At 70.6% G+C, this 24,126-nt stretch carries 22 protein-coding genes and 2 pseudogenes; 7 read left to right on the top strand and 17 right to left on the bottom strand.

What is annotated here, in order from left to right; all coding sequences use genetic code 11:
* Position 1: 1 nt before the first annotated feature.
* The 5 genes from IF78_RS0139490 to IF78_RS0139470 are packed head-to-tail and all read right to left on the bottom strand — an operon-like array spanning position 2 to position 4,866.
* A complete protein-coding gene (locus IF78_RS0139490) occupies positions 2 to 358 on the bottom strand; it encodes a hypothetical protein (RefSeq protein WP_031487322.1) in 357 nt (118 codons plus the stop codon).
* Positions 358 to 3,045 (bottom strand): ATP-binding protein, encoded by a 2,688-nt coding sequence (locus IF78_RS0139485; RefSeq protein WP_031487321.1) that lies wholly within the window; start codon positions 3,043 to 3,045, stop codon positions 358 to 360. The genes IF78_RS0139490 and IF78_RS0139485 overlap by 1 nt, the downstream gene beginning before the upstream one ends.
* A complete protein-coding gene (locus IF78_RS0139480; protein WP_037642393.1) occupies positions 3,042 to 3,581 on the bottom strand; it encodes a hypothetical protein in 540 nt (179 codons plus the stop codon). The genes IF78_RS0139485 and IF78_RS0139480 overlap by 4 nt, the downstream gene beginning before the upstream one ends.
* 23 nt (positions 3,582 to 3,604) lie before the next feature.
* The gene (locus IF78_RS0139475) at positions 3,605 to 3,937 is read right to left on the bottom strand and encodes a hypothetical protein (RefSeq protein ID WP_031487319.1); all 333 of its coding nucleotides are present in this window, start codon (positions 3,935 to 3,937) and stop codon (positions 3,605 to 3,607) included.
* Positions 3,934 to 4,866 (bottom strand): conjugal transfer protein, encoded by a 933-nt coding sequence (locus tag IF78_RS0139470; RefSeq protein WP_031487318.1) that lies wholly within the window; start codon positions 4,864 to 4,866, stop codon positions 3,934 to 3,936. The genes IF78_RS0139475 and IF78_RS0139470 overlap by 4 nt, the downstream gene beginning before the upstream one ends.
* Before the next feature lie 745 nt (positions 4,867 to 5,611).
* Between IF78_RS0139470 and IF78_RS50090 the strand changes: the two genes are divergently transcribed.
* Positions 5,612 to 6,136, top strand: a complete 525-nt coding sequence (locus IF78_RS50090; protein ID WP_031487317.1) for a hypothetical protein — start codon at positions 5,612 to 5,614, stop codon at positions 6,134 to 6,136.
* Between the two features lie 60 nt (positions 6,137 to 6,196).
* On the opposite strand, the pseudogene IF78_RS50085 reads toward IF78_RS50090, so the two are convergent.
* The 3 genes and pseudogenes from IF78_RS50085 to IF78_RS0139455 form a co-directional block, all read right to left on the bottom strand.
* A pseudogene (locus tag IF78_RS50085) lies at positions 6,197 to 6,507 on the bottom strand (helix-turn-helix domain-containing protein); the annotation flags it as partial.
* Between the two features lie 96 nt (positions 6,508 to 6,603).
* A complete protein-coding gene (locus IF78_RS48730; RefSeq protein ID WP_158751642.1) occupies positions 6,604 to 6,753 on the bottom strand; it encodes a hypothetical protein in 150 nt (49 codons plus the stop codon).
* A gap of 679 nt (positions 6,754 to 7,432) precedes the next feature.
* Entirely contained in the window at positions 7,433 to 8,251 is an 819-nt protein-coding gene (locus IF78_RS0139455; RefSeq protein WP_031487316.1) for an alpha/beta fold hydrolase, read from the bottom strand.
* 706 nt (positions 8,252 to 8,957) lie between these two features.
* Between IF78_RS0139455 and IF78_RS45255 the strand changes: the two genes are divergently transcribed.
* The 4 genes from IF78_RS45255 (at position 8,958) to IF78_RS0139430 (ending at position 12,689) form a co-directional block, all read left to right on the top strand.
* Positions 8,958 to 10,382 carry a hypothetical protein gene (locus IF78_RS45255; RefSeq protein ID WP_031487315.1) on the top strand — a complete coding sequence of 475 codons (1,425 nt, stop codon included), beginning with the start codon at positions 8,958 to 8,960 and terminating at the stop codon, positions 10,380 to 10,382.
* Positions 10,379 to 11,275 (top strand): hypothetical protein, encoded by an 897-nt coding sequence (locus IF78_RS48080; protein WP_031487314.1) that lies wholly within the window; start codon positions 10,379 to 10,381, stop codon positions 11,273 to 11,275. The genes IF78_RS45255 and IF78_RS48080 overlap by 4 nt, the downstream gene beginning before the upstream one ends.
* Positions 11,276 to 11,289: 14 nt before the next feature.
* Positions 11,290 to 11,838 carry a hypothetical protein gene (locus IF78_RS0139440; RefSeq protein WP_031487313.1) on the top strand — a complete coding sequence of 183 codons (549 nt, stop codon included), beginning with the start codon at positions 11,290 to 11,292 and terminating at the stop codon, positions 11,836 to 11,838.
* A 116-nt stretch (positions 11,839 to 11,954) separates the two neighbouring features.
* A complete protein-coding gene (locus tag IF78_RS0139430; RefSeq protein WP_031487312.1) occupies positions 11,955 to 12,689 on the top strand; it encodes a hypothetical protein in 735 nt (244 codons plus the stop codon).
* Here the strand turns inward: IF78_RS0139430 and IF78_RS0139425 are convergent.
* The 5 genes from IF78_RS0139425 to IF78_RS50550 form a co-directional block, all read right to left on the bottom strand.
* Positions 12,645 to 14,534, bottom strand: coding sequence for an ABC transporter ATP-binding protein (locus IF78_RS0139425; RefSeq protein WP_234439961.1), 1,890 nt, complete (start codon positions 14,532 to 14,534; stop codon positions 12,645 to 12,647). The two genes, IF78_RS0139430 and IF78_RS0139425, sit on opposite strands and share 45 nt — an antisense overlap.
* A 108-nt stretch (positions 14,535 to 14,642) precedes the next feature.
* Positions 14,643 to 15,365 carry a lasso peptide biosynthesis B2 protein gene (locus tag IF78_RS48075; protein ID WP_051828576.1) on the bottom strand — a complete coding sequence of 241 codons (723 nt, stop codon included), beginning with the start codon at positions 15,363 to 15,365 and terminating at the stop codon, positions 14,643 to 14,645.
* Positions 15,365 to 17,116: an asparagine synthase-related protein gene (locus tag IF78_RS0139415; protein WP_051828574.1), complete on the bottom strand. Its 1,752-nt coding sequence runs from the start codon at positions 17,114 to 17,116 to the stop codon at positions 15,365 to 15,367. Before IF78_RS0139415 ends, IF78_RS48075 begins: the two co-directional genes overlap by 1 nt.
* Before the next feature lie 90 nt (positions 17,117 to 17,206).
* Complete coding sequence (locus IF78_RS48725; RefSeq protein ID WP_158751640.1) at positions 17,207 to 17,359, bottom strand: hypothetical protein; 153 nt, start codon at positions 17,357 to 17,359, stop codon at positions 17,207 to 17,209.
* 94 nt (positions 17,360 to 17,453) lie between these two features.
* Positions 17,454 to 17,576 carry a hypothetical protein gene (locus IF78_RS50550; protein ID WP_267882994.1) on the bottom strand — a complete coding sequence of 41 codons (123 nt, stop codon included), beginning with the start codon at positions 17,574 to 17,576 and terminating at the stop codon, positions 17,454 to 17,456.
* Between the two features lie 230 nt (positions 17,577 to 17,806).
* Here IF78_RS50550 and IF78_RS0139400 point away from each other — a divergent pair, with 230 nt between their 5' ends.
* The gene (locus IF78_RS0139400) at positions 17,807 to 19,258 is read left to right on the top strand and encodes an NsdA family TPR-like regulatory protein (RefSeq protein WP_483316152.1); all 1,452 of its coding nucleotides are present in this window, start codon (positions 17,807 to 17,809) and stop codon (positions 19,256 to 19,258) included.
* A 91-nt stretch (positions 19,259 to 19,349) separates the two neighbouring features.
* Here the strand turns inward: IF78_RS0139400 and IF78_RS0139395 are convergent, their stop codons facing one another.
* The 3 genes from IF78_RS0139395 to IF78_RS0139385 all read right to left on the bottom strand — a co-directional run bounded on the left by IF78_RS0139395 (position 19,350) and on the right by IF78_RS0139385 (position 21,791).
* Positions 19,350 to 20,273 carry a replication-relaxation family protein gene (locus IF78_RS0139395; RefSeq protein ID WP_031487307.1) on the bottom strand — a complete coding sequence of 308 codons (924 nt, stop codon included), beginning with the start codon at positions 20,271 to 20,273 and terminating at the stop codon, positions 19,350 to 19,352.
* Between the two features lie 335 nt (positions 20,274 to 20,608).
* On the bottom strand, positions 20,609 to 21,325 hold the full coding sequence (locus IF78_RS0139390) for a hypothetical protein (RefSeq protein ID WP_031487306.1): 717 nt from the start codon (positions 21,323 to 21,325) through the stop codon (positions 20,609 to 20,611).
* A 121-nt stretch (positions 21,326 to 21,446) separates the two neighbouring features.
* Positions 21,447 to 21,791 carry a hypothetical protein gene (locus IF78_RS0139385; protein WP_031487305.1) on the bottom strand — a complete coding sequence of 115 codons (345 nt, stop codon included), beginning with the start codon at positions 21,789 to 21,791 and terminating at the stop codon, positions 21,447 to 21,449.
* A gap of 717 nt (positions 21,792 to 22,508) precedes the next feature.
* Between IF78_RS0139385 and IF78_RS0139375 the strand changes: the two genes are divergently transcribed.
* On the top strand, positions 22,509 to 22,706 hold the full coding sequence (locus tag IF78_RS0139375) for a hypothetical protein (RefSeq protein ID WP_031487304.1): 198 nt from the start codon (positions 22,509 to 22,511) through the stop codon (positions 22,704 to 22,706).
* Positions 22,707 to 23,056: 350 nt separating this feature from the next.
* Here IF78_RS0139375 and IF78_RS50080 read toward each other — a convergent pair.
* Positions 23,057 to 24,055 (bottom strand): annotated as a pseudogene (locus tag IF78_RS50080) (DNA-processing protein DprA).
* Positions 24,056 to 24,126 lie beyond the last annotated feature (71 nt).

Here is a 24,126-nt window from a genome sequence, read left to right as displayed (position 1 = left end):
TTCAGTGCCGCCTTCGCCCAGCAGCGCTCCGCAGCCGCCACACCACGAGGGCGGCCACACCGGCACCGGCCGGCACCAGCCGCCACACAGCACCGGCAACACCCGGCTGCTCGGCGGAGGCGGTCGTCGTAGCGCCGCGCTCGCAGTAGTCCTTGGCCGGCCCCACGATCAGCGTGCACGGATCCTCATCCGCGGGGCGGGCGTCGGCTGCGAAGGCCTGCCCCGTGCGCGGCCACCACGCCTCCGGCACGCTCACCCCGCCGGCCAGCACGAGCACGCCGACCACGACAGTGATCACGGTGAGGACACTCGCGGCCGCGGCAAGACGCCGGGAGCGATCCCAGGTAGAAGAGGTCATCAGAGGTGTTCCTTCGGACGGGACCCTGCGGCCTCACCGGCGAGCGGCTCACCCGCGGACGGCGAAGCAGCGCTCGCGCGGCGTCCCGGTGTGGTCGTGATGGACGTGGTGATGCGCTCGATACGGGGGATGGAGACCTTGACCCGGCCGGTGTTCTGCCGCGGGCAGGTCAGCAGGAACTCGCCCTCCCGGCCCTTGCGGCCGACGGGGGACAAGCCGGTGGTCACCAGCCGCAGCAGCTCGCCGTCGTTCGGGTCGAGGCCCACGAACTCCAGACCGCGGCGGGCCCGCTCGCGGTCGGCGGTGCGGGCGAGCGCGCGGTAGGCCATCAGGCCGCGGTCCGGGCCGAGTTCCTCAGCGTCGTGGGAGGCGGCGAGGAGACCGGCACCGTGCTTGCGGCCATCGTGGAGGATCTCGTGGACCAGCGCGGTGCCCTCAGCCGACGAGGTGAGCCAGTACAGCTCGTCGGCGACCACGGCGGTGAACCGTTCGGGGTCCTCGAATGCGGTCTGCCGGGCGATCGCTGCGATCAGGTAGAGCACCGCGCGGCCGATCAGGGCCTCGAGCGGCTGCTGGTGCAGGACTTCGGGATTGTCGAAGGCCGCCTTGGGCGGCAGCTTCAGCCCCGCCGTCGTGATCACGATCATGTCGGAGGTGCTGGACGCGTCCAGGTGCACCGGCGGCAGCGTGGGGTCGAACACCATCCGTGCCAGGGAGTTGGTGGCGACCACGCGGACGAGACCGGCGAGGGTGGCGGCCGCGTCCTGCCGCTTGCCCACCTTGTTTGTGGCCATGTCCTCGAGGACTTCCAGCACGCGGTGCATAGACGGGGCGTCGTGAGCGGCGGCCTGCTCGACTGCGTGGTGCAGGACCTCGCCGCCTGTGCTCATCGGGCCGATGCCGAGCTGCAGAGTGAGGTAGGACAGGGCGTAATGGCGGCCCTCGGGACCGTCGAACATCCGCAGCGGGTCGATGGACACCTCGGCGCGTGCGGCGTCGATGATCTGGACGCGCCCCTTGGCCGCGGTGCGGGCGAAGGTCGCCCACTCGCGTACGGGGGTGCGGTCGATGCAGATGGCGCAGCCGCCGCGCGCCCACACCGCTTCCGCGATCAGTTTCTGCAGCACGCTCTTACCCGCGCCGAGGTCCCCGACGATGCCCATGGACGCGGACGCGTCCACCTTCGGCGCATCGGCCACGTTGATCATGACCGGGCGGGTGGTGCCGCTGTCCAGGTCGATGCCGAGGAACATGCCGTTCGGGTCGCCGACCTCGGAGGCAGTGAAGGCCCCGCCCAACGCCCAGTCTTCGGAGATCTGGTGCTGAGTGAACTCCCGCAGCACACCCGGACGTACGGTGCCGGGCATGCCCAGCGTGAACAGGGCCTCTTGCAGACCAGCCGGACGGACCGCACGGTAGTCGGCGCCGCCCAGGAGCGCCGCCAGGGCGCGGGCCCGGGCGTCGCAGACGGCGGCGGTCGGCCCCCACACCGTCAGCACGGTGACGGACTGCACCTCGACCTCCACGCTGGTGCGGGAGAGGCGGGCGTCCAGCTCGCCCAGGTCACGGGCGGCCTCGGTCAGTGAGGCCGGCATGCCGGTGGGGCGGGCGTCGTACTGGTCGGCCTGGTCGATGAGTTCGTTGCGCTTGCGCCGCACCTGGTCGCGGGCCTTCTCTGCCGGGACGAGGGTGAGGTCGACGGTGTAGTCGACGGGGAAGTCGAGGGTTTCCAGCTGGGCGAACAGGTCGGCGGCGTCCTGGCTGACCGCGGGTGGGCACTCGGCCAAAGCGAGCTGTGCCTGGTAGCCGGTGCCGGCGTCGGACTCGATCTGCAGCCACCGCCTGCGCAGCGGCGAGGTTGTCTTCACCCGCCACCACGTCTTGCGTCCCGACCGGGTGAGCTGGTCGGCGCTCCCCAGCTCGTCGACGTCGTCGAGGTCCGGGTCGATGCCGCCCTCTTGGAGGCGGACCTGTCCGAGATTGGCGTAGCTGGGGGAGTGCAGCACTCCCTCGCGCACCCGCCCGCTGTACATTCCGCTGTTCTCGGCTTCGGCCAGCAGTGGCTCGTCCAGGCCGCGGTGCAGGGCGTGCTGGACCGTCCATACGATCTCCGCCGGGCGGGCGGGGCGGAATGCGATGCCGCCGGCGAGCGCGGCCTCCACCCGCGCTGCCTGCTCCTGGTATGCGCTCACCTCTCGCCGTGTCACGGGCGTCGGCCGCATGCCGAGCGTCGGGGCGATCTCCGCCCACATCGCGCCGAAGTGAGCGGTCATCTGCAGGCCGGCGCCCTCGGTCTGGAGCGGGACGGCCAGCCACAGGGTGCGGCGGTGCATCTCCTGCCCGTCCAGCAGGTCCAGTGTGGCCTCGACGTTCTCCACCCACGGGTGCGTCTGGTCCGGCGGGGGGTCGGAGGGTTCGATGCCCTCGATCATGCGCAGCGCGATTTCCCCCGGATCGACTCGGGCGCACAGGCCGAACAGCCGAGGTGCCCCGGTCAGGGATCGCACCAGGTGAGTGGTCTTGGCGAGCTGTTCTTCCTGTACGGCGGCCGGCACATAGGTGCCCTGCACGGTTTCCTCGTGGCGGCCTTGCTCGTCCGGACCTGGGTGGAGCCGGTAGACGGCCCACGCGCTGCCGTGCGTCGACCACACCAGGTGCCCGGCGATGTGACGGATCGGCACCCTCACCGCGCACCTCCCTGTTCGGCGAGCGCGAGCAGCTGCTGCACACCCGATACCGGCCGTACCGGCTGAGCGGCGACGGCCGCCGGGCGACCGCCCGACCGCGACCGTGCCGCCTCCCGGCGCGGCGTACGCTCGACGGCGCTTCGCGGACGCAGGGCCTCAGTGATCGGCGCGGCCGGGGTGGTGCCTTCGATGACGAAGCCACCGATCAGGGGGTGGGCGGCTTGGTCGCGGGCCGCGCGGCCGCCGATCCGGCCTCCGCGTGGCTGCCACAACAGCAGCAGCCAGCCCAGGGCAGCCGGGAGCGGAGCGCGTCCCTTGATCTTCGGACGGCGCACCGCCCATATGCCCAGCAGCCAGGCGGCCGGCGGGACGGGTCCCATCCACGACCACAACGGAATCGTCTTGACCAGAAGGAAGCCGCCGACGACGGCGAGGAGGATCTGCGCGGGCGTGAACGGGCCAAGCGGGATACGCCAGTCGGCGACCTTGCCCAGCACCCAGGGGTGGCGGCGGGCCGCAGTGTAGAAGCGGCCCATCCGCACGGAGGCGGTGGCGGCGCTCACAGCCAGCCTCCGACCCCTGCGGAGTGTTCACGGGCGGCCGGACGATCACCCTGCACGATGCCGGGAACGGCGGGCGCCGACGTCGACGGGTTCTTGACCTCGTCCTCGAACATGTCCGAGAGGTCGTTGCGCGAGTTGTACAGCCCGAGCGCGATCACCATCAGGATCAGTGCGCCGATCCCGGCCTTCAACGAGAACTTCTGGATCATGATGACGACGACGAGGACGGTGAGACCGGCCTGCAGGCCCTTGGTCGCCCAGTCCTCGAGCATCGTGATCCACGAGTCGCCAAGGTCGTCGAGCTTCCCGGCGAGCACCACACCGGTCATGACCGGGCACCTCCCGCCTGGGCGGTGCCGGACTCCAGCCCGGCCACTTCCCAGCGGCCCGAGCGTGATTTGAGCGTCAGCTCGTACGCCAGCGGCCACCGCCCAGCACTGTCACGGGCCTCCACCTGGGCCATCACCCGCACCCGGGTCCCGTCCGCCGGGACGGACTCGGCGGCCGCCTCCTGATCGGCGGCAAGCATCTGCTGGACCGTGACCGTCTGGTACGGGGGAGGGGAGACGGGCGACAGGCTGATCCCGGGAGCGAGGTAGCGGTCGACCTCACCGGCCCCCGCCAGATACGCGGCGAGGAACTCCCCAGCTGCGGACGACACATCACTGTCCGTCGGGACCGTCACCGTGTACGGCGACCGAGCCCCCTTCGCGCGGCCCGGCCCGGCCACCACGCCGGGGACCCCGGACACGGTGAACGAGGCGCCACCTGAGTCGGCGACGACCGGCACCGCGAAGTAGCGCACCGAGCCGTCGGCGTACTGCGCAGCCAGCGTCACCGACCACGCCGTGCTGGTCTGCTGCGCACTGCGCACCGCCACGACCGACTCCGGCGCGGGCTGCCCATCCGACGCCTGGGGCAGATCAACATCCGGGCCCATCGACTGCGCAAGCCGGGCCTGCGCAGTGCTCTCGGCGCCTGAGCGGCTGCGCAACCACGCGTCGAGGAACACCGTGGCGTACCCGGCCGGGTCGGCCGGCACGGTCGTCTTCACCGTGGTCGGCTTCGCCGCGGGAGCGGCACGGACCACGGTCGCGGGCGTGGCCACGGCGACGGCCAGCGCGATAGGGCCGGCCGCCACCGCGGCCCACGCGCCCAGGCGGCCCAGGCGGACCCGGCGCCGCATCTGCTGCAGCCGAGCCCCCGCAGCGGTCGGAGGAGCGGTGTGCTCCTCCGCTGCCTGCTTGGCAGGAGACATTCCGAACTCCCAGGTCAGAGCGAGTTGTTGCTTCTGACCCGAGGCAACCCGTCCACCCCGACCCGACCACCGACCACGAAGGCACGACCACGATCACGAAGGGGACACAAACCCGTGGTCGGGCCCATGGTCGCCCCGACCACAGGCCCGACCACGACATTTCGCACCCCACGCAGCCCCGCTCCGAGGCGGCGGATCACACGACGATCGGGGCGGTCGGCGCCCAGTGCGCACGCGGGATGAAGCCCGCGGGCGCGCAGTCCCCTGACTCCCGCGCCGCGGGAGTGCGCAGTGGCAGACGGATGTGCAACCGGATCCCGAGGCCCCTGGGCGGGGCTGCGCACACACACGCGCAAGTCGATTGCGCACGATCCACGACCCGGTGCGCAACGGCCCGCGCGCGGCTGCGCAGGCGGCCGTGCACACCGATTGCGCAACCGCGCGCGGGCCGTCGTTCAACACGGGCCCCGGGGCACAGTCACTGACTTTCAGGGCGTGATGTTGTGTTGGGCTGACAGGTGACGGTCTTCGCGGTACGTCCGAACCATGGGGTATCCGCAAGGTGGTGGGTTGACGGCCGCGCGGCGGGCGTTGCGGGAGAGCATCCGGATTGCAGACTGCGCGGGAGCGGCCACGATGTGAGTTGCCGGTCGATGGCATCGGGCCTGCGGCGCATGACCTGTTGGTCCGACGGCGGAGCAGCAAGTAGGGTGCGGGCTTTGCCGTTCGAAGACCAAAGGGATTCATGGGGTACCCGTTCGACCCGAAGGAACCGCTGCCCGTTCCGTTGTCCACGGGTGCGGCGGCGGCCGTGCTTGAAGGGCGCCGGGCGCTGCTGCCCGAATGGATTGACGCCAGTCGGGCCTTGGTCGTCCGGCTGGGCGAGCTGTCCCGATGGGAGCCGCCCGAGATGCTGCTGGAGTCGCCGAGCCATGGGCTCATACACATGAGCACGATCAGTTCCTGTGGAGACCTGACTCCGTTCGAGATGATCGGCTACAAGCCCTTCGACCTGTTTCTGACCGTGTACTGCGCCGAGTACATGTTCAGCGACGTCGGCGGCACCTGGGTGCTCGACGAGGACGCCGGGTCGCCGACCTTGGGCCGTTTTCTCATCGGCGGGTACGACGGCGATGCGACGGTGGACGTGTACGCCGCCGTGACCGCGTTCCTGAACGAGCCCGAGGGCCGTGACCTGAGCTCGCTCCTGGAATCCCTGCAAGAGGCCATGGGCGCACCAGTGGGCGTCCACGACACCTCGTACCCGTGAGTTGATCTCGCGGACGGTACCGGGGGAGCGGCTCCTGTCTGGCGACTCCCCCGGGCCCCACCGCGGTGCTTCCACCTGGGGCCACGTGTCCTTCACCCAGCCGGGCACCTTGTACTCGTCCCGCTTCAGCGCCTGCCGGGCCGGGACCTGGTGGCTGAACTCGTGGCGGTGCAGCATCTCGGCGATGGTCGAAAGTGAGAGCGTCTTGTGGAACCGGCGCCCGATCAGCGTCTTGATCCTGGTCAGGGTCCCAGGTCTGATCCGGCCCCCCGCGGGCGACCGGCCCTCAGACCAACTCCCGCTCCCAAGACCATGAACAGGGCCTCGCTCAGCTTCGGCCGAGCAGCCGACCCCCTGGAGCGCAGTGCCTGGGAGCGGTCGGCATGCCGGGCAGTTCACCACCGCTGCACCGGAGCTGCTTGGCCACCACCGCGTCAGTAATGGTTGGCCCGCCGAAGCGGGCAGCCTCATTCCGCTCCGGAACCCCCGAGGATGGCGTCGCGGATCGAGGCAGCCACGACGCGGAACGTTCCGGAGAACGCTCCCCCGATCGCGGCCAGGCCGGCCTTCTTCGCGAAGTCGTTCCGCTCCGAAGCCTTGACCCCGGCCTTCTGCACGGGCTGCGCCGGACCCCCATCGACCGCATCGCCGGTCGGATCCGGACCTGGGGGTTCCCTGCTCGTTGCTCACTGCTCCTCCAAGAGCTGTATCGGAAGGGTCTGGCCGTCCGGACGGGGACGGCGGTCAGGACGATGGAGAACTCAGGGGTTAGCCCCGCAACTCGACCTCGAGGAGCGCGTTCAGCAGATCCACGTCACGACGAGCGCGACGCTGGAACGCGAGCCCTCGAGCCCCACTCCTCCGTGCCGGCTTCCGTCGGCTCCGAGATCTCATCTGGTGGTCGACGGGCCGGGCACGGAAAAACCCCTGCCGAAGTGGCAGGGGTTGCGTCGACGCCAAAAGATCAGACCGGGACTGCCATTCAAGGGTGGCCGCACCACCTCCTACCGAGACGATGCAGAGGTGCACGCGCTCGAGGCGACGCCTACAACTTGGGGCGCGTGGCTCTGCACGCGAGAACGGACAGCACTTGTCCACCAGTTTGGGAGACAGCCAGCCTCCGTCAGCGAGTCGAAGATCCGCTGCGGTCAGCGGGTGCGGCGGGATCGGGTAAGAGCCGGCCCACTGATGCTCACGCCAGCCAGCGCCAGCAGCGCGGCCATGATGGCCAAGTCGCCCGGCGCTCATGGTGTAGACACTGACGGCGGTCGTCTGGTCCGGGGCGCGCGCTGTTGATCAGGACGGCCGGGTCTCGCCAACGACCTCGCGCCAGAAGTCCTCAACCCGTGCGTTGAACACGTCCGGGGACTCCTGGAACGGCTGGTGGGCCTCCTCCGCCATGACCTCGAAGCGGGCGCCCGGGATGGCGTCGGCCACGACCCGCCCGAGCTGCGGTGGCGCGGCGATGTCCCGTTCGCCGGCCAGGACGAGAGTTGGCGCGGTGATTCCGGACAGCCGGTCGAGCGTGTCGTGCCGCATGAACGGCTCCAGCTGACGCTGGAAAGCCTCGGCGGACTGCGGGTACGGGAAGGCGAGCGTTTCGTCGATGAACCGCTGCACCGTGCCGTCAGCGTGGGCGCGCGGCGTGTAGATCCACAGGTAGAACGCCTCCAGCATGGCGCGCTCGTCGGGCGCCCCCGTCGCTAGCCAGTGCCAAAAGCGGGCCATGGCGGTGAAGTAGGCGTCCGCCCGGGCCCAGGTACTCGTGAGAACGAGGCTGCGGACGGCCTCAGGGTGACGGAGGGCCAGCTCCTGAGCGATCACACTGCCACCCGAATAGCCGACGACATGCGCCCTGTCGACCCGGAGTACCCGGAGCAGTTCTGCGGCGTCGTCGGCCATCATGGCCACGGACATGAGCCCGTCGGGCAACGGCGTCCGCCCAGACCCCCGGTTGTCGAACGTGATGACCCGGTACCGGTCCGACAGCCCGTCGAGTTGCGCCTGCCACGCCTCGGCGGGGTCGCTCAGCCCCGCGATCAGCAGGATGTCGGGCCCTTGGCCACGGCTCTCGGTCCAGATCGTGGTTCCGTTGGCCTCGACGTACTCGCCCATGGAATACACCTCCCGCCCCATCATCGCCACTGCCGGCCGCTTGATCGACTAACGCCGCGCCGCACACACTCTGAACCCTCCAGACCTCCGCCCCAACACGATGGGCTGCCTGGCCTGCGCGGTGCCCGTGGAACTGCTGCCAGCCATCGAGGAATGGGATGGCGGCAGCGGCCGCCGCTGATAGCCGCTTGAGGAACGAAACCTCCTCCCCGCTGGAGCCTCCGGTAAGCCGTCGGACGCCTTGGGCGGGGTGCTGTCGTTTCTCGTGAACATCGAACACGGAGGAGTTCGGGTGCCTCCCAGAATGCTGAACAACCGCTGTCGTGACTCATGAAGAATGCCAGGGCGCGCGTACGTCACCTGCGATGAGGTACGCCCGGGAGAAGCGGAGCACGACGCCGGACATGGCCGATCTGAACCGCGCACAGCCCTGCCCGTCATGAGCACCACGAGCTGCCCGCCTGGCACTGCCGCGACGGCTGGTCGGGGCCGACCACGCCCCGACCATGGCAGCCCAGCGCGCATGTTGCTGGAGCGTGATCGATGGTCGGGGGTTGTGGCCGCCGTCCTGGTCGGCGTCGGCAGATGAGCTGCCTGGCATGGATCTCACGCCCGTTACCTCGCCTCTCGGCACCAACCGTCTCGCGTCCGCGAGCGGTTTGGGATGCCCCGGCTGCGGCACGCACAGCGCGCTTGCGGACGCGCGATGACCGGAGCACGGATCCGCCGCGGGGCCATGGCCGGCGACCAGTTCACCCAGATCGCCAACGGTCTGTTCCGCGACAACCGCCTCTCCTACAGGGCGAAAGGAATCTTCGGATACATCAGCACCCACCAGGACGGCTGGCAGGTGACCGTCGCCGGCCTCGTCCGCTCCGGTCCCGACGGACGGGATGCGGTACGCACCGGGCTGCAGGAACTGGAGACCCACGGCTACCTGATCCGGGAACGCCTGCGCCGTACGAAGGGCACCCTCGGCGAGATCGTCTACTCCATCACCGACCACCCCACCTTCGTTGACGCCCTCATGGCGGACGCCGCCACGAGGCTCCACGCGCCGATGGCATCCACGGACGATCGGGGCGACTGCGGCAGGGGCATCCGCCGCGGTGTGATGGCCGGTGACCAGTTCACCCAGATCGCCAACGGCCTGTTCCGAGACCACCGCATGTCCTTCAAGGCGAAGGGGCTGTTCGGACTGATCAGCACCCATCGCGAGGGCTGGCACATGACGGTCGCGGACTTGGCCCGGCGTGGTCGTGAGGGCGTGGATGCGGTGACGACCGGGCTGGAGGAGCTTGAGCGCTACGGCTTCCTGCAGCGGGACCGCGACCGCAACTCCGACGGCACGCTCGGCTCGGCAACGTACTTCATAACCGACCTGCCTGCCCTGCAAAACACCAGGTCACAACCAGAGTCGGGAAATCCAGGACTGGATAACCCTACGTTGGCTGACCGCCCCACAAAGAACACCATCAGTAAGAAGACCAACAAGCAGAACACCAGCTCCGTCCCTCCGTGCGCCCGCGGCGAGCGCACGAGCGGCCGCCCGGCTGCGCCTCCGAAGGGGACGGTCACGCCGGCGCCGCAGGATCTGGATCCGGGCACCCGGTTGCTGCTGTCGATCGGGTCGGCCCATCCCGAACTGCTGTTACAGGAGAAGGCCCTGTGCGACCAGGGCCGGGTCATGACCGCGATGCTGGACGCCGGCTGGAGCTCCGAGCAGCTGCGCCACGTCATCACCAGCCGCCCCCTGCCAAGCCGGATCCGCACCTCTGTCGACGCGATCGTTGCCGCCCGACTGCGCTCCGCCCAGCTCTACCCGCCGCCCGTTGCCAGTGTCGACGACACCGACCCGGACGAGGCCGCGCGGACTGCGCAGCCCTCCACGACCTCCGCCGCCGACCGCACGGTCGACCAGGCGCTCACCTACCGGGCGCTCGTCGAATGCGCGGGCTGCGGCCGGCCCGGCACCGCCCCCGGTGAAGACCTCTGCCCTGCCTGCCTCGACTGGCCGCTGTGCCGCACCTGTCCAGGTCTGACTCCCCGCCGCGCACACCCCGACGGCGACGGCCGCTGCGCCACCTGCACCTCTGCCCTGACCGACCCTCTGGAAGCGAGCACTTCATGACGGACACGCTCCGCACACCACCGCGGAGGGCACCCCAGCAGCCTCTCCGTCCCTTCGCCCGCGATCCGCGACGGTGGGAGGAAGAACGATCCCGCGCGCTGCTGACCGGACACGTCTGCCGCGACACCGCGTGCACCGGCACGCGCGAGCCCGTGCTCGTGTACGAGCGCACCGGGTCGGGCTGGCTGACCTGGACCGTGCCCGGCGACGGCACCCTGCCCAACCTCCCTCGACAGATCGGGGTGCTCACCCCGGGCGCGACGACGACACAGCGGCTGGCGGTGCGCTGGCTGACCAGGCGTCCCGCCCACCGCATCGCCCTGACCCATACAAGCCCCGCATCCCTGCGACTCTCCGCGGTTCTCGTGGCCGTCATCAGCCTCTTCGCTGCCCTGTTCGCCCTCAACCGTGGCATCCCTGCCGACCTCGTGCTGCCGGTGATGCTGCTCGCCCCGCTGCTCACCGAGCACCTGCCCGACCGGCTCGACGACCGGGCCCGCGAACACGTCCGCAGCGTCGAATCAGACGCCGCCTGCCAGAACCTGCAGCGCCTCGCCGCCCTGCACACCTGCATCGTCCAGGCCGCCGCTGGCAGCGACCGCTACGAACTGCGCCGCTCGGCCGAGATCGGCCAGAACCTTCTGTGGGTCGCCGCCGGCCTGCTCCACAACCAGGACACCCGCTCGGCCTCGACGCGCCTCATCGACCGGGAATGGCTGATGGTCCAGCTCGCCGATCAAGTCGCCCAGAGCCTGGAGCGCATCGCGCCGAGCCGGCCTCCGGCGAGGCCGACCAGCCCCGCGGTGGCGAAGGCCCGTTGGGCCTCCTCCCGCCCGGCTTCGAACCAGCGGCACGGCCAACACCTTCGTCCACAACCGGCACTTCACCGCTGAAGGGATACCGACCCATGGCTCAGCCCCAGGCCGACGACGCAGTCCGCACCACGAACGTGTATCTGCTCTTCGCACACGAGCCGTACTACCCCGGCGATGGCGCACAGGAGATCAACACCACCGTGGTCGCCGCCGCATCCCTGCTCCACCCCCAGGTGCAACAGCCCGACGGCGCCCGGATTCACGACCGCCTCACCCACGGACGCACGCCGGGCGAGATCATCCCGCTCTCCACCCTCACCCACGAACTGGACGGCGGTGCAGGCTGGCCGTGGGTCGGAGACTGGGAGAAGGTCACCACCGACCTCGTGCACCTCGTCCGCACCGGGGAGTGCGACGCCCTCAGCCTCGGATTGCCCGAGATCGGGCGCGCACTCATCTGCGCCGGCCCGAACAACCAGGTGCGCGCCTTCGACGCCGCCGCCAACGAGTTCATCACCTACGGGCCGAAGGAGCGTGCCGCCGTCCTGGCCGAGGTCGACATGTTCCTCGCCTGCCTCGTCGCCGAGCAGGATCTCTGGCCGGGCGATGGCCTGCTTCCCCCGCTCTTCCACCAGGCCTAAGGCCACCACCCCTTGGCGCGGTGACGGCCGGCGACCGCGAGGTCTGTTGTCAGAGCCGGTTCATAAGCTGGTCGCCGCCGTCCCACGCCATCGGCGTCCTCAAGGAGACGCTGTCCATGTTCCCCACCACCGGACCCGAGGCTTCCTTCACGGTCGTTCTCGTCGCCATTCCCGTGTTCAGCGCTTCACAGTTGCTGATCCCGATGTGCTTCGGTATGCGACTCGCACAGGAGGAACGGGACCGCCACATACGTGGGCTCGCCATCGTCTGGCCGGTCCTGCTGCTCGGCGCCTTGACGCTGCCCGCTCTGGCCCGGAAGGTGCGGGCCGAACTGGGTATGAGCGGCAGTTCCTCACCCTGGTTCTTGTGGATCGGTGCTGCCGTCGCGGGACTCTTCATCAGAGCAACAGCAGTGGAAGCGGCCCGGGCAGCACGCTCGGAGGTACGGCTTCGGGCCGTTGCCGCCGAACTTCTCCAGGACGCCCAGCCGCTGCGCACATCCAAGGCCGCCGATGCGCAAAGCGCTCAGAACTGGCTCGACGAGGTCCAAGAGGCCCTCGACGCTGGCCGCGGTCGGACGGCCGTGCGCTGGCTGCGCCACGCCCTTCGCCGCGCCGAGGACACTGCAGACCTTGATGCTGGACAGGGCGCAGACGCGATCGTCGTTCCACTCCACAGGCTCCGCCAACGCGTCGACGAGATCGACGAGACAACCGGGCCGTTCAGTGGAGATAGAGGGCCCCGGAGCTTGGTCCGGGGCCTTCGCCGTTTCTGCCTGGCTGCCACTTTTATCGGCACTGGGGCGTCAGCCTTCGGCGCCGTCCTGCAGGTGATGCAGCTGGGCGAATAGCCCGTCCTGTGCGAGCAGTTCCTTGTAGGTGCCGGATTCGGTGATGCGGCCGTCGGCCATGACGATGATGCGGTCTGCGATGCGTGCGTTGGCGAGCCGGTGTGTGATGACCAGGGCCGTGCGTCCGTTTGCGAGTTCGCGGAATTTGTCGAAGACCTGGCGTTCGGCGCGGGCGTCGAGAGCGGCGGTCGGTTCGTCGAGGATGTGTACGGCGGCGTCGGCGTGGAAGGAGCGTGCGAGCGCGATCCGCTGCCATTGCCCGCCTGAGAGGTCGTGTCCGCCCCACCAGGAGCGTGCGAGTGAGGTGTCTAGTCCGGCCGGGAGGCTGTTAAGGACGCGGTCTGCTCCGCTGGCGCGGGCGGCTTCCAGCACCGCGGCGTCACGCTGCTCGCTCGGGGTGCCGAGGGTGATGTTCTCGCGGGCGGTCAGGGGCCAGCGGGTGTACTCCTGTGGTGTCATCGCCACGTGTCGCCATACGTCGGCGGGTTGGGCCTCGGCGAGGTTCACCCCGTCCCAGGTGACTTCGCCGGCGTCGGGCAGGTACAGGCCGGTGAGCAGGTGGATGAGCGTGGTCTTGCCCGAGCCGTTCTCCCCGACGACGGCGACGATCTCACCGCGTTTGAGGTCGAGGTCGGCCTGGTCGACGGCGGGGCGGTCGCTGCCCGGGTAGGAGAAGGTGACGGCGCGTGCGCTGATGACGTTGGGGCCGTCGGCGGGCAGGGGGCGGGTGCCGCGGTGGGTGCGGTGGCGGTCAGCCTCGTCGAGGAACGCTGCCCAGTCGTCCAGGTAGAGGCCGGTGCGGAAGACCCGCGCCGCTGCCCGGGTCAGCGTCGTCAGAGCGGCGGTGGCGGTGCGCAGGGCGAACAGCGCGGTCCCGGCCGCTGCCGCCTCCAGGCGCCCGGAGACGACGAGTCCAGCCAGCGCCGCGAACGTTCCGCACAGCGTGATCGCCGATACCGCGTCGCCGGCAAGCTGGACGCGCAGGCCCCGCACCGCGGCCGCCAGTGCCTCGGCCTCGAGCCGGTCGGAGACTTGCCGGTACCGGGCGGAGAGGAAGGGGCCCATCAGGGCGGCGCGGATTTCCGCTGCGGTGTTGCGGTCGGTGCTGTAGCCGCGCAGGGTCGCGCGCAGGCGGGTGTCGGAGCGGGCTGCGGTCGCCGCCGCGTGCTCGAGGCGGGCGGCCCGCAGTGAGGCGTAGGCGCGGGGCGCGGCGGTCAGCAGGAGCAGGCCCATGAGGATGGAGTCGAGGGTGGCGACCACGGCGGTGACGGCGGCCAGCTGCGCGAGGACGGAGAGGGCGCTTTGGACGTCGAGGACGAGGTCGCGGGCCGACTCTGCGCCCTTGCCCGCTGCTTCGAGACGGTCCTCGAAGCCGGGATGTTCGTAGGCGACCAGTTCGACAGAGGCGGCTGCGTCCAGGACGCGCAGGTCGGCCTCCCGGAACACGGCGGGGCTGAGGCGAGCGGCGGCCGCGCGGGCTGCGGTGTCACACAGTGCGGCCCCGACGAGCGCGGCGGCCACCCACACGGCCGGCACAACGGCGCCGCGCAGGACGGGACCGACAGGCTCGTTACGGCCGTAGGCGGCGGTCGCGTCCAGGACCACAGCGATCAGCGTTGTGGTCGCGGTGAGGGCGAGCGCGGCCAGGACGGCGGCCGCCGCCTGCGCGGCGAGCATCGAGATCAGGGCACGGCGGTCGGCGTGCCAGGCCAGCCGCACGGTGCGGGCAAGGACGGCGGGCAGACGGCGGGCGGTTGCGGCCAGGCCCAGGGTGCCTTCGCGTTGGTCGTCGACGTACCGCATGACCGGCGCAGGGCCGATCGCGGGGGCGGGTTCTGCAGTCACCTGTCTGGTGTAGAGGTCCCGCCCGCCGCCGGGCACGCCGGTTTACGCGACCCCCTGCCGCAAAAAGGCAGGTGGGCCACCGGCGGCGTCAGTTCCGCAACTTCCCATTCACTCGAACGAGTGAATGGGGGGTGCGGCGGCGACGCCGACCCAGGGGCGTCGCGGGTCGTCGACGTCGCGTCCGGACAGGCCGAGGGCGCCGGCCGGTGTCCACACCCAGGCGTGCGCCTCGTTGGGTAGGCGTCGCGCCCCGAGCACCCAGTGCGCTCGCCGCCCCTGCAGCCCGATGGTGAGGACGGTGGCGAGCGAGACTTCCATACAGGCGATGCGGCCCGGCCAGCAGGCAGGCCGGACCAGCAGCACGGCGGCCGCCGCCGACGCGGCCACGGAAGGCGGCGCGGACGGCAGGAACCGCAGGCCGTTCAGCAGCCGCATCCGGGCGCTCATCGGCAGCCGCATCACAGCGAGGGCCAGGGCCAGCCCCACCCTGGCCATCATCCGCACCGTCCAACCGGGTCGGGAGCAGGGCGTGGCCACAGCGGTCACCGCGGGCATGGGCGGCGGCAGCACCGGCGAGCCAAGACCTGCGTCGGTGAGCAGCCCGCCCTGCTGCAGTTGCTCGATGGTGCCGGTGACGATCGCCTCGACGTCACCGGGAACCCCCTGCGCCCGCATCTGGTTCACCAGTTCGGGCACGGTGCCGGACAGCGCCGCCGACCAGATGCGCTCCGTGGCGGTATTCATCCACTGCCACTTGCCGGTGTCCACGCTCAGTACGGCCACGGCGTCGTCGCCGAGGTGGGCCCGGTGCACGCCGGGCGGCACGAGCATCACTGCGCACCTGCCACCGCGGTCCGGGCGGTGGCGCGGGCCAGCCACCACGACGTGATCAGGAAGGCCTCCAGCGCGGGCAGCGGTGGCCGACCGATGCCCGCCGTCGCCGCCTCCAGCGCCGTGTGCACGGCGGCAGGGTCGATCAGCCCGCAACTCACCAGCTCGCTGGCGTCGATCACCTGGTGCAGTTCCTGGCGGCGGGCGCGCAGCCCCTCGTACAGCAGCACGGTGAAGTGGCCCTTTGACTGGCGGCCGGTCAGCCAGCGCGGCAGATCGGGGCGGGCCAGGCCCAGCAGGGGCTTATACACGCCGGGGCGGCGCCGCTCGCCCGCACTGATCCGCAGGCACGCCCGTACAACGTCGTTGTCCAAGAACGGGCTGACCTGGAGCACGCCATGCTCAAGGAACAGGGGCCAGCTGTCGCGCATGCCGGCGCCGTTGTAACGCAGCGCGCTCCAGTCGTCCCACTCGCCGGCGTCGACGTCGCCCACCGCCCGGCCGGAGGCGTCGAGCATCCCGGCGACCGCCTGCCGCCCGTACGGGGTGAGCCAATGGGCGGCCTCACCGATCGGGCACCACGTCCACACCCCGAGCCCGTCACCAAGCAACTGCCCCTGCGCGACCGCCTCCGCTGCCCGGCAGAGCGCGTACGGCCGTCCCCGCGCCGCGTCCTTCACGGCCCGCCACAGCGGGCCGGGCGCAGTGTTGACCCGGCGGGCCTGCGCGGTCACGGCCGCCCGCGCCCGCCGCATCTGCCCCTGCTGCGCGAGCGCCGTCCAGGCGGCCGTCGATGACTCCAGCACGACGTCCCCGCCGTGCCCGGTCAGGTGAACAGGCGAGACGCCGCGTGCGGGCGGAAGGTAGTCGGCGTCCAGCGGATACGACGACACCGGCAGGACCGGCGAGTGGGGGACTGCTGAAGGCCAGCGGGAGAAGTGCGCGCTTGCCAGCCCTCCGGGGCTGACGTGGTGCTCGGCGCCCACGTACTCGGCGACCTGCCGCGCCAGATGCGTGTCCTCGCCGTCGGCGAGCGGACCGCCGTAGGTCACGGCCACGATCTGGCTCACGGCCGCGGCGGCGATGACGACGGTCGAGGAGTCCAGGCCGCCGGACAGGTCCGCGCTGACCCGCGGCCCCACCTCGTTGGCGTACGCCTGCGTTGCCTCCCACAGCGTCGCCCCGACCTCCACGGCGCCCGCCTCCAGGCTCCGCCCGTCCGGGCGGGGCCGGACGTCGACGGTGCGCGCGGTGCCGTCTTCCAGGACCAGGGCGTGCCCTCCGGGCACCCGCTCGATGCCCGACCACACCGACCGTCCGGGCCAGTGCTCCGCCGATCCCACCGTGATCCGGGCCGTCAGCAGCTCCAGGTCCGGTCCCCGGCCGAGCTGAGCCGCGAGCAGTGCGGCGTCCGTCGCCCACACCGGCCCCCGGTCGGTGGCCGCCGTGAACACGCCCCGGTTCTCGGCGAGATCACCCGCCACGACCGTGAGCCGCCGTTCGGTGTCGCGCACGACCATCCAGTACGAGCCGCCCATGGCGGTGATCTCCTCGATCCGCCCCTGAGCGACCGCTTCGGCCCCGTGTAAGACCTCAGCGTCGTCGCCCCGGCACATTCCGGCCACCACGGCGTGGACCGCTCCTGCCGTCACCACCCGCACGCTGGCATCTGGGGTGTGCCACACCCGAGCCGTGCGGACGGCGCCCGCCGGGGCGTCGAAGGCGCCACCGGCCAGCCATATCCCTTCCATCGCGTCCCGCTCCTCTCGCTGCTGCCGAAAAGGTGTTGGGGCGGCGCGGCTTCACGCCGCCCCGCCCCAGGTTTCGAAGGCGCTGGTCGGTCAGCCCTCGAAGTAGTTCGACTTGTCGGAGTCGTTGAAGGCCTGGCGGCCGAGGGTGACCTCGTCGACGTCGGCCGACGCCAGGACGGGCAGCTGCGCGGTGGCCACGGTGGCCGCGGTGTCCGGGGCGGTCTGGGTGATGGTGGCGTTCACGATGCGAGTTCCTTCCTGTCTGCTGTGACGGCCTGCGCCGGGCGGCGCGGCCGGTGGTGCAGTCGTGCTCAGGGGAGGGCGCTGGACGGAGCGGTCAGATGCGGACCCACTCCAGCGCGCCTTCGCGGTATCCCTCCATGTCGCGGCCGAGGGTCACCGCGTCGACGTCCTCCGTGTGCAGCACGGGGAGGCTGCTGGAGTGCTGTTCCTGCTGCATGGGTTCCTCCACCCCTCTCTCGCCGGGCTTTCCGGCGCACTCACAGCACACCGGTTCGAATGCCCGCGTGGGAGTCGGTGCCGGGCGGTGAAGGGCGGTGCTGCCAGATCGCCGCGCACCCGGTGCACCTCGGTGCGCGGCGGGCCACCAACCGGTGCTTTGCGGCGAATTACGCTGCTCTGTAGGCGAGTTACGGCCTGGCCCATACCCTGGAAGGCCCGCCATTTCCGATGGCAGCAGGAGGCGTACCGATGGGCCGGCCCCCGCTCGACAGGCAGCCGAACAGCTTATTGGCTCACTGGATGAACCGGTGCGGCCTGTCCCGCAACCGGCTGGCCCGCCTGGTCACCGAGCGAGGCGCGATACAGGGCATCACCGGGCTGGCGACCGATGAGAGCCGGGTACGGGCGTGGCTGAAGGGCTCCGTCCCACGCGACCCCGTGCCGCGCCTGATCGTTGAGGTCTTGAGCGCTGAGACCGGCATGGACCTCAGTTACGCCGACATCGGCCTGCCGGGAGAGGCGGGCCCGACCGGCATCCGCAGCCCGTGGAACCGCACAGGGGCGATAGCCGCACTCAGCCAGATCATCCGGAGCGAACTCATGCTGCCCGAGCTGCCCAACACACGAACTGGCCCCGACGCTGCCGACGTTCACACCGGCCGCGAGCTGCTGGACCCGTTGCAGAAGTGGGCCCTGTCCCGCCCGGACGAGACCGAGAAGTCGGAGTCGGGCGGCAGGCGGCGAGTGGGCATGTCCGACGTGGAGGGCATCCGGCAGCTGACCAGCACGTTCCGGGACCTGGACAACCGGCACGGCGGGGTCCTGTCGCGCGCAGCGGTCCTCGCCCAGACCGCCGCTGTCTTGTCGTGGCTGAAGACCTGCACCTACACCGAGGCCGTGGGCCGCGAGCTGTTCTCGGCGGCCGCCGACCTTGGCAGCGTTGCGGGCTGGATGACGTTCGACGCCGGACGGCACACTGCCGCGCAGCGCACGTTCGTGTCGGCCCTGCGCGCCGCCGCCGAGGGCGACGATCGGCGGATCGGCGCGCACATCCTGCAGTGCATGGCCCGCCAGATGTCGCACCTCGGGCACGTGGACGACGCCCTCGACCTGGTCGCGCTCGCCCAGTACGGGGCACGCCGGCACCTCACCCCGGCCGCGACGTCCATGCTCGCTGCGCTGGAGGCCCGGTTCCAAGCGATCCTCGGCCACACCGCGGACAGCGAGGCAGCCGCCGGGCGTGCCCTGGATGCGTACGAACGCGTGGAACCAGGCTCTGAGGAGTCGCACACGGCGTTCTTCGACCTGCCCGAGCTGCACGCCACACTGGGCATGGCGCACCAGATCGCCGCCAAGCACGAGGAAGGACAAGCCCGCACCCGCCATGTCCGGCGGTCGACGGACCTGGTGGTGGCGGCTCTGGCCGACCGCCCCGAGCACCGTCAGCGCAGCCGGGCCTTCGATCACCTCGGGCTCGCCCGTACGTACCTGGCCGGCGGCGAGGTTGAGGGTGCTGCCCAGGAGACCGAGCGCTGCCTGGAGATGCTCGGCACCGTCCACTCGCTGCGTGTCGCCGACCGGCTCGGCGAGCTATACCGGGAGGCCGAGCCGTACGCCACAACCGCAGCAGGCCGTGACCTGCGCGAACAGATCCACGCACAGCTGACCGCAGCCGGATGAACACCGGTCATGGGCGGCGGATCGGCGCAGGCCGTGACGGCTGGTCACGGACCGAACGGCGACATTCGGCCATGGAGGCGTCGTCGGGGTGTCAGAGCTCGGTCCACGAGCGGGGCTCGCCGCCAGCCAGCGGCGTCCACACGTCGTTGGTTGGGCCGTGTTCTTCGAGGTCCTCCAGAACGACGGCACCCATGGGCACTTCGCGGGCTAGGGCGGCCACGAGCGGATGCTGAGCGACCATGGCCTGGAGGTCGCTGATCCGGTTGTACAGGACGTAGTGGGAGGCCCCGGTCAGCACGAAGAGAATGCGAGGGAACACCGGATACCAGCGCAACCAGACCATGCCCGTGCCAGTTGGCTGCCGTGCGCGCTGGCGGCCGACGAGCTGCGGCTCGTACGACCACAGCCGCGCGTAATCGATCAACTTTGCCGCCAGCCGCTCGCTGCTCATGGTGGCACGGTCGACCTCCATGAACGTCCGCAGCTTCCTGCGGTGTCCGCCGTCGGTGACGGTGTAGTGCATGACGGCGTCGGCAACGAGCCGCTCACCCTCACCAATGGGGTGAGCCACCTCAGGAGTCCAGTCCCACGGGCCATGCTCGTGCCCGAGCCGGCGGGCGTCCGCCGCAAACGGCAGGTGGGACCGAACGACGGTCAACGTGTGCGCCGTCTTCAGCGACGCTGCGGTCGTCGAGGTGATGGGGTACGGCGGACGCCCCCGAAGGACAGGGAGATCGCGGGTCAGCCGTGATCCCTCAGGAGTGAGGTACCAGGCGTGCGTACGAGACCGGCCCGAGTCCGGCAGCGGGGTGAGATCGACGAAGCCCGTGGAACGCAGCTTGTTCAGCACACGGGAGATCAGTTGGCGGGAGCTGTCCGGACGCAGCATCTGGCGCAACTGGCCTGTCGTGGCCATGCGGTGAAGGGCGAGAGCGGTCAGGACCTGCAAGCGCAGCGGTTCAGCGGGACTGGGCGCCAGCTCGGCGGTCGCAGCACCTGATGTAGGACGGGGCATGGAGACGAGCCAACCCTCAGCCCCCGACCCAACCCCCGACCACGAGACCCCGACCAAGGTCACAGCGCAAGAACACGTTCGTGGTCGGGGCCATGGTCGGGGTTCCAGAGCCCGATCACGCGGATGCGCGAGAGTTCAGGAGTACGGGGGGCGAGCGAAGAAATGCTGGAAGACAAGCGATGGCCGGTCCGCAGCAGCAGGTGCTGCTGCGGGGCGTGGTGGCGAGCCACGCCATGCCGGCCATCGTGCGGCACCCGGCCCGCAAGGGACCAACTCCCAAAAACCGGGGGCCGCGTTCATGGGGCGGTGCGCGGGAGTCCGCTCACTGCCGGGTACTACTTCTTGGACCGTTGGGCGGCCTGATCGAGGATGCGCCGGCGTGTCCACCGGCGGCGGCCGTTCTGGCGCCCGGCATTCTCGGCGACCCCGTCCGTGGTCTTCAGGAGCGGAAGGTTGCCTTGGGACAGGCTACTGGAGAAGGAGCCGACGCTTTTGTACCCCAGCAGGGCGGCCGCCTGGCTTGCCCCCAGGAGTTCGTCGGGATCGCCGTCGACGGGAACGTCGGGCAGGGGCGGTGCCTCCTTGGCTCCGGCTCGTCTTCCGCGGCCGGGCCGGGTGGCCATCCAGTCCCGCAGGGTCTGCACCTTCCACAGCTGCCGGCGGTAGGGGTTCTCGGCCGTGCCCTTCTCTTCGACGACGTCCGGTTCGGGGAAATAGCCCGGGTGGTCGCGCACGAAGGTGGTGACCTGGTTGGTGTTCTTGTAGCCGAGATACCTCGAGGCGTCCGCCGCGTTCAGCAGCGTCTCCGGGGCGAGGGAGGGCGGTGCGTGTTCAGCGAGACGTGCCGGTGCACGGTGGGCGAACCACTTGGTGACCGCAGCGTGGTCCCACAGGCGAGCGCGGCCGCGCTTGTCGACAGGCTCGGGGAATGGCTCGCCTGCCGCGTTCGCCTCGCGCCCGGTGTAGAGGGCGGTGATCCGTGCGGGTGTCAGGCCCTGTTCGGCCGCGATCTCGGCAGCGTCGGCCAGGCGAGGCTCACGGCGCGAGGTCATGGCAGAACCGTCCGTCCTGTCAGCAGTGAGCCAGCCAGCCCGACTCACAAAGCAAATAATGGCAGGAGTTTCGGTTGGAGGTCCAGCCCGCGGCTCAAGGATTTTCCCCGACCGCCACGGACTACTCCTCGGGGATCAAGCAGACGCCGCGGCGCGCGGCGTCCTTGGCCATCTCCGCGTAGGCCATTGCGGCCGGCGTCATCTCCCACTCGGCCAGGGCCAGCAGCCCGATCACCTCGTCGCGGTTCTGCGACACATCGCAGGGCATACCGGCCGTTTCCGCAGCGAGCATCAGGTCTGCGGTGGCGAGTCCGCCGAGACGCGTCGCCACATCTCGGTGCAGGTCCTGAAGACCCTGTTGGTACAGCTGGTTCGCCTCGTGCATGAGCAGCAGCAGGTTCTCGCCGCGGCTGGCCGGTGCCGCCGCAGCGAGGTCGAGGATGCGCTGGGTTGTCGTCATCGTCATTGAGTATCCTCCCTGACGGGGGTGAGTGCCGGGTGGCGGTCAGCTGCAGCCGTCGCACATCGGGCGGCGGCCGCTGTCGCGGGCCAGCTCGGGTTTCTTGCGGGGATTCATCGTCAGTGCCGCGTCGGCGAGCCGCGGCCGGCGTACGGAGGAGAGCAGTAAGTCGGGGAGCGACGCGCAGCTGCACAGGAACAACGCGTGTTGCCCCGCCAGTCACCGGCACCGGGCGCGGAGTCGTACGACCAGCAGTACGGCACCATGGCCACCGCCGTGTTCCAGGAGACCGATGCGACTGAAACCCTAGAGAAGATCCGAACAGGATGATCGGTCTCCGGTGGCTTGGAGCCCCCGTCCGGGGCGGTCAGGCCGTACCCGCCAGCACGAGGCCTCTGGAGATACCGCCCCGGCCGCCGCCAGCAACGACCCGCCAACCTCCCTTCAAACCGCTAGAGTTGGAGCCGTTCCGGGGGCCAGTGCCCCCACCACGGGTGACTTTGCGAGCCTGGGCCCGACGTTCCAGGTGAGTGGTCCGCATTGCGGCTGCGCGTCGCTTCTTGCGCCTGCATAAAAGGGAGAACGGCTACCCTGCGGCTCTGGCCAGGCCAACCCCAATGAGCCCCAGACGTCGGTGGGCCTCAGCAAGACCACACGTGTGTCACGTGGTGGTCGGGCTGAGGTCTGACACCCGGTCCGATCGCCAGAAAGGTACTCGGACCCTTGAAACTGTCTCTCGGCGTCAAGCTGTTGATCTTCGTGATCTGCTTCCTGCTGTCCGTCATCGTCGGCATCGTGGCGGGCCTCATCAGCCACAGGCCAAGCACCCCGAAGGGCCCGGCGTTCCTGTACGGCGGTGGCGTGTTCGGCGGATCGCTGACGCTGTGCCTGGTGGTGCTCACGTCGCTCGGCGTGCTCTGACGCGCGGATGCCCGAGAGCATAGGGCTCCGGGGCGTCGGGGAGCTGATCAAGGATGCTAGGGCACGGCCGGAGGGATCTGATCCGCTCCTGCTGAAGCGCCTCCGAGGGGAGCAGGGGAGCAGGTTCGATGCGTACCCGGGTTTCGGGCCACTCGCTGCCGGTGGCCATGTAGAGGACGGCGGTGCGCTCCAGGTCGATCCCGTGGGCGGCGGGATCGGTGAGTACGCGCGCGATGTATGCGGTGGAGTCAGCCCTCAGGCCTCAGTTGATGACCGTGTCCAGGTCTTCATCGGCGGAGGAGAGGCCGGGCAGCGACGGCGTGTACGTCGTACGGGGCATGGCGGGCCGTTCACTCCTTGAGAGGCCGGTCGGGCCGCCGCTCGGCGGGGACGATGGGCAGGTGGTCGTCGGCGGGCCACGGGTCGCAGGCGTCCCAGGGATCGCCGTTGGAGAGCACCGCCACCTCGCCGGGCTCGGTGACGAGGCAGCACACGCCGCATTGGTATGACGGGTTGAAGGGCTCGGGGTGGGCGGTGTAGGGCGTGGTGAAGTAGTCGGCGCCGTGCTCCCCGATCGCGGCCAGGAGCAGGTCGCCGTCGGCGATGTCGCCGGGGCGGGCCTCGCGCGCGTGCGGCAGGGCGAGCGCGAGGTGGGGGTCCAGGCTGCTCAGGGCGAGCTGCTCGTCGAGCAGGCGGGCGTTGCCGCTGGAGCGGACGTCGCCGGTGGCGGGCGCGGCGAGCAGGGGGCGGTGGAGGTCGATGGCGGTCTCGGCCGTGTGCATCGCCTCGACGTGGTCCAGGGCCTCGATGAGGATCACTGCCTGGACGAGCGCGGCCAGCAGAACGGCGCTGGCTTTCAGCGTCGCGCCGCTGGCTGCGGTGCCGGGCCGGTAGAGGCTGACCGCCGCGCCGCCGCTGGCGAGGATGGCGTGGGCATGGGGGTGGGCGTCGTCCAGGCCTCGCGGCAGAGCGGCGAGTGTCGCTCGGCCCGCCTCGGTGGCGGCCTGGTGGGCGGTGGAGTCGACGCCTTAGGCGAGCGTGGCGGTGACGGTGTGATCGTTCTCGGCGAGGGCGGTGGCGAAGATGTGCGCGCGGGTGACGGCCTGCTCGGTGGGGGCCCGGTTGCCCGTCACGGCGACGGTGCTGTCGGTCAACTGCGGCAGTCGCTCGCGGCCGCGGACCCACAGGCTTAGCGGGCAGGCCGGACCCAGGTCCGCAAGGGCGGTGGGCCACTCTCCGTCCGAGGGGATGACGAACTGGCAGGTCAGCTCTGCTTGGGCGGGTTCCTCGTGCGGCCGGTAGTGGGCCAGGCGCCCGCTTCCGTCGTGGCGGACACGCCGGTCCCACACCTCGGACGGGGTGTACTCGTCGAGTTCGGTGGCGAGTTAGCTGGGGGTGAAGTGGGCGGCGAGCGCGGCGC

The organism is Streptomyces bicolor (assembly GCF_000719285.1).
GTDB lineage: Bacteria > Actinomycetota > Actinomycetes > Streptomycetales > Streptomycetaceae > Streptomyces > Streptomyces bicolor.
Note: the sequence above shows the minus strand (reverse complement) of the source record. Positions and strands in the feature narration are given on the sequence as shown.